This window comes from Azospirillum formosense (genome assembly GCF_013340925.1).
GTDB classification, from domain to species: Bacteria; Pseudomonadota; Alphaproteobacteria; order Azospirillales; family Azospirillaceae; genus Azospirillum; species Azospirillum formosense.
The window spans coordinates 1-4,222 of the sequence record NZ_WHOR01000383.1 but is presented as its reverse complement, the minus strand read 5'-3'; the positions used below and the strand labels follow the sequence as shown (position 1 = coordinate 4,222).

Genomic DNA, 4,222 nt, shown 5'->3' with positions numbered 1-4,222 from the left:
GTTTGGGTGGGGGCGCAACGCAGCCACCTTCCAAAAAACTACCCCCGCTTCCTCTTCCCCGGCGCCCGCACCGGGTCCGGCACCGGGGCCAGCATGCCGGCGCTGACGAAGCTGCTGATCTCCGTGATGATCTCGTCCGGGTCGCCGGGGTTGCAGATGCCCGGCGCCAGCTCCTCCAGCCGGTGGGTGTCGGAGAAGGCGTAGAGATAGGCGCCGATCATCAGCGTCATCCGCCAGTAGACGTCCCGCTCCGACAGATGCGGCAGCGCCTCCTTCAGCGCGGCGGCGAAGATGCGGGTCGAGGCGTCGTAGGCCTCGTTGCGCAGCCTGTAGGAAATCTCCGGCGGCTCGGTGTGCAGCCGGGCCTGGAGCCGCATGAAGGTGCGGCCCCCCTCCGTCTCGCGCATGGCCAGCGCCGGCATCAGGAAGGCGTAGACGATGTCGCGCACCGCCGGCGGCGTGGGCCCTCGGCGCAGCGCCTCCAGCCGCTCCATGCGCTCGTCGGCGATCTTCCGGCCGCGGCGCAAAAAGACCTCCTCGAACAGCCCGTGCTTGGACCCGAAATAGTAGCTGATGAGGGCCTGGGTCACCTCGGCCCGGTCGGCGACGTTGCGCAGGCTGGTGCCGGCGTAGCCGAGGTTGGCGAACTCCAGCTCCGCCGCGTCCAGGATCTGGTCGCGCACGTTGCTGGTGCCCTCCGGACGGCCCGGCCCGGCGCGTCGGCCGCGTGGAGGGCGGCCCCGCGCCGGGCCGCTCTCCGGCGCGGTGTCGGCGACGGGCGCGCTGTCCTGGACTTTGCTCATCGGTCGGCTCATCTCACTCCCGGCGGCACGCTTCGGATGGAAAGTCTAACATGGTGCAACGCCTGATCCTCTTTTCAACCCCGACCACGTCTCACAAGGCGAGAACGCGCTCCGCCGGAACCACGTCGCCGTATTTCTGGCCGATGTCGAACAGGTTGGCCTCGTGCGGCGCCAGGGCGCGGTCGCCCACGCAATCGGCCATGACGACCGGGCGGAAGCCGTGGCACATGGCGTCCACCACGCTGGCCCGCACGCAGCCGCTCGTCGTCGCTCCGGCGATCAAAAGAGTCTCGACGCCGCGCTGTGTCAACCATGGCGCCAGCCCGGTCCCGAAAAAGGCCGAGGGCACCGTCTTGCGCACCACCAGCTCCCCCGGCACCGGGGTCAGCTCCGGCACGATGGCGCTGATGGCGGCATGCTCGGTCAGGGTCTGCATGCCCGGCACCTTGATGGAGAAGACGTTCCCGTCCGACCCGTCGTCGGCGTAGACGATCCGGCTGTGGGCGACGAACCAGCCGCGCTGCCGGGCCTTCGCCAGCACCTGCGCCGTGCGGGCGATGGCCGGCGCGATGTTGCCACCGCCGAACACCGCCGGATCGGCGAAGCCGTTGACGAAATCGACGATCAGCAGACCGATCTGGCCCTGGATGCCCAGCGATTGGCCGAAGCCCTGCCGCTCGTAGACGGCCTGTTCCGAAACACTCATGCCAGTTCCTTTCCGGCGAGCAGCTTGCCCTCGCGGACGACGTCGCGCCCGTCCAGGCGGACGGTGCAGTTCCGCATGGGGATGTCGATGTGGCAGGCGGTGGTGCGCGACCCGCCCGCCTCGTTGTTGGGGCCGAGCGAGAAGAGGAAATTCCCGGCGAAGGCCCGCGCGTCCATGCCCAGCGTCTGTTCCCGGTCGTAGAGGCCGAGCGTCGACCAGCGCGCCCGCCTCTGCGTGCCCCAGCCGATGTGGGAGATGGCGTAGGCCTCCGGGTCGGCGAAGGCGTCCATGTAGTCGTTCAGCAGATCGGCGTCCAAACCGCCGGTGATGGCGGTGACGTAGCCCTTCTCCACCGTCATCTCGATCTGCGAGGTCAGGTAGGACTTCATCGGCAACAGGATGTCGCCCTTGTCGAGGACGATCCGCCCGCTCGCCTGCCCCTCGTTGGGGAAGGTGAAGCCGAAGCCGCTCGGCCAATGGTCCCAGCGCCCCGGCTCGTCGACGAAGCCGTATTCCTGCACCGTCGGGAACTCGCCGATGGGCAGGCGCAGGTCGGTGCCGGCCCGCGAGGTGACGTGCATCTCCTTCGCGGCCTTCAGCAGCGCCGTGGCTTCGCCGACGGTCGCCTTGTCCTCCAGGCTGGGCAGCAGGCGGACCAGCACCTCCGGCGGTTCGACGGCCAGCAGGATTTTGGTGCCGCTCTCCAGGATCTCCATCTGCTCCGGCGAGAAGAGGAGGGTCATCAGGTCCAGCACCAGATCGCTTTCCTTCAGCGCGGCCATGGCGGCGCGGTTTCCGGTCAGCGGGGTGGTGCCGAGATAGGCGAGGCTGTCGCGGCTGTGGGCGTGCTCCGCGTTCACCGGCGGCAGGTCCAGCCGGTTGACCCGCGCCCCCAGGTTGGAGGCGGCGATCAGGGCGGTGCGCAGGGTTTGCGGGTGGGTGCCGTCGCTGGTCAGGACGGTGACCACCTCCTGCGGCTTCAGCTTCGACAGGGTCAGAACATGGGTCCAGGCGCGGACCATATCGGCGTCACTGACGGGCATGATGCGTGTCCCTTTCCTGAATGGCGGTCAGACGGTGGTGCCGAGGAAGGTTCCGAAGGCGCGGTAAAAGCCCTCCTCGTCGTCCCAGGGGATCATGTGCCCGGCCCCCTCGACGCGGGTGACGGCCAGCTCGGGCTGGAGCTTGCGGATTTCCGCCTCCTCCTCGGGCCGGATGACGTCGCCGCGCCCGGCGGCGATCAGCAGGGCCGGGCAGGGGATGCGCGGGAAGTCGGCGTGGATGTCGTCGGTCTGGAAGTCGTTGAAGGCGGTGACGATGGCCCGCTCGTCGCAGGTGTGCAGCCATTCGGCGCGCAGGCGGAGCTGCTCGTCGGTCCAGGTCGGGCAGAAGGGCCGCATCGCCTCCAGGTCGGCGCCCTCGCGCATCAGGCGGATGGAATCGACGTACCAGGGCAGCTGCGCCGGGTAGGGGCGGCGGCCCGGCCCAGAGACCGGCGGATCGACCATGACCAGCCGCGCCGGGGCGGCGCCGTGGCGGCTGACCGCGCGCAGGCCGATGCGCGCGCCCATGGAGTGGCCGACCAGCGCGTAGTCGCGCAGGCCCAGAGCCTCGGCGAAGGCCGTCACGTCGGCGGCCATGGCGTCCAGCCCGTAGTCGAGCGCGTCCGACGCCTCCGACAGGCCGCGGCCGCGCACGTCGAGCACGTAGGTGTCGAAGCTGCGCCCGAAGCGCTCCGCCACGAAGCCCCAGGTGACGGCGGGGCTGGTGATGCCCGGAACGATGACGACGGGACGCCCCTGGCCGCCGTAGCGCAGGTAATGCTGGCGGATGCCGTTGGCGCGGACGTTCGCGCCGTAGCGGTAGGTGCTGCTGGTCATGGCATAATCCCCGCTCAGTAGGCGCCGGAGAGCAGGGCGCCGGCCCCCGGAACGCGCGTCGGCAGGCCCAGCGCCTTCAGCTTGGCGTAGGTGGTGGCGACGGCGGCGCTCAGCACCGGCTTGCCGGTCATCGCCTCGACCTGCGCGATGGCGGGCAGCGACGGCATCTGGACGCAGGCCGACAGCACGACGGCGTCCACCCCGGCGGTGTCCATACCGGCGACGATCCCCGGCAGGCGGGACGGGTCGTGGCGCCCGACCTCCAGATTGTCGGGGATTTCCAGCGCGCGCCAGTCGGCGACCTGCACGCCCTCATGCTCGATGTAATCGACGACGAGCTGGGCCAGCGGCTTCATGTAGGGGGCGACCAGGGCGATCCTCTTGGTACCCAGAACATGCAGCCCGTCGACGAGCGCGCCGGCGCTGGTGATGACCGGGGCCGTCCCGCCGTTCTCCGCGGTCCGCCCGTGCAGCCGCTCCTGCGAGACGCGGTGGTAGCCCTTGCCCATGCTCATGATGGCGACGAGGCAGGCGTAGCCCAGCACGTCAACGCGGGCGTCCGACAGCTCCAGCGCGCAGCGGTCGGACTCGGCGTCCATGGCGGCGAGTTCTTCCTTCTTCACCGTCTTCATGCGCATGCGGCTGGAATGGAAGGTGAAGCGGGTGCCGTGCGCCAGCGCGTGGGCGGTCAGCATCGCCGGGATTTCCGTCTCCATGGTCGTGTTGGAGCTGGGGACGATCTGGCCGATGCGATAGGTCTTGCTGTTCATGGTCGGTCCTTGGAGATGTCTTGCGGCGGCTGGCTTGCGTTGCTGCCCTTGCCCCCACCCCGG

5 protein-coding genes are annotated in these 4,222 nt (G+C 69.7%); all 5 read right to left on the bottom strand.

Translation table 11 applies throughout. The annotated features are described in order from the left end of the window. Nucleotides 1-38: 38 nt before the first annotated feature. Nucleotides 39-803: a TetR/AcrR family transcriptional regulator gene (locus GBZ26_RS27750; protein ID WP_174441569.1), complete on the bottom strand. Its 765-nt coding sequence runs from the start codon at nucleotides 801-803 to the stop codon at nucleotides 39-41. A gap of 91 nt (nucleotides 804-894) precedes the next feature. Further along, entirely contained in the window at nucleotides 895-1,509 is a 615-nt protein-coding gene (locus tag GBZ26_RS27745) for an isochorismatase family protein (protein WP_145626221.1), read from the bottom strand. Continuing rightward, the gene (locus GBZ26_RS27740) at nucleotides 1,506-2,552 is read right to left on the bottom strand and encodes a 2,5-dihydroxypyridine 5,6-dioxygenase NicX family protein (RefSeq protein WP_174441568.1); all 1,047 of its coding nucleotides are present in this window, start codon (nucleotides 2,550-2,552) and stop codon (nucleotides 1,506-1,508) included. Before GBZ26_RS27740 ends, GBZ26_RS27745 begins: the two co-directional genes overlap by 4 nt. Nucleotides 2,553-2,579: 27 nt before the next feature. After that, nucleotides 2,580-3,389 carry an alpha/beta fold hydrolase gene (locus GBZ26_RS27735; protein ID WP_174441567.1) on the bottom strand — a complete coding sequence of 270 codons (810 nt, stop codon included), beginning with the start codon at nucleotides 3,387-3,389 and terminating at the stop codon, nucleotides 2,580-2,582. Between the two features lie 14 nt (nucleotides 3,390-3,403). Next, entirely contained in the window at nucleotides 3,404-4,159 is a 756-nt protein-coding gene (locus tag GBZ26_RS27730) for a maleate cis-trans isomerase family protein (RefSeq protein WP_281427596.1), read from the bottom strand. Between the last annotated feature and the right edge of the window lie 63 nt (nucleotides 4,160-4,222).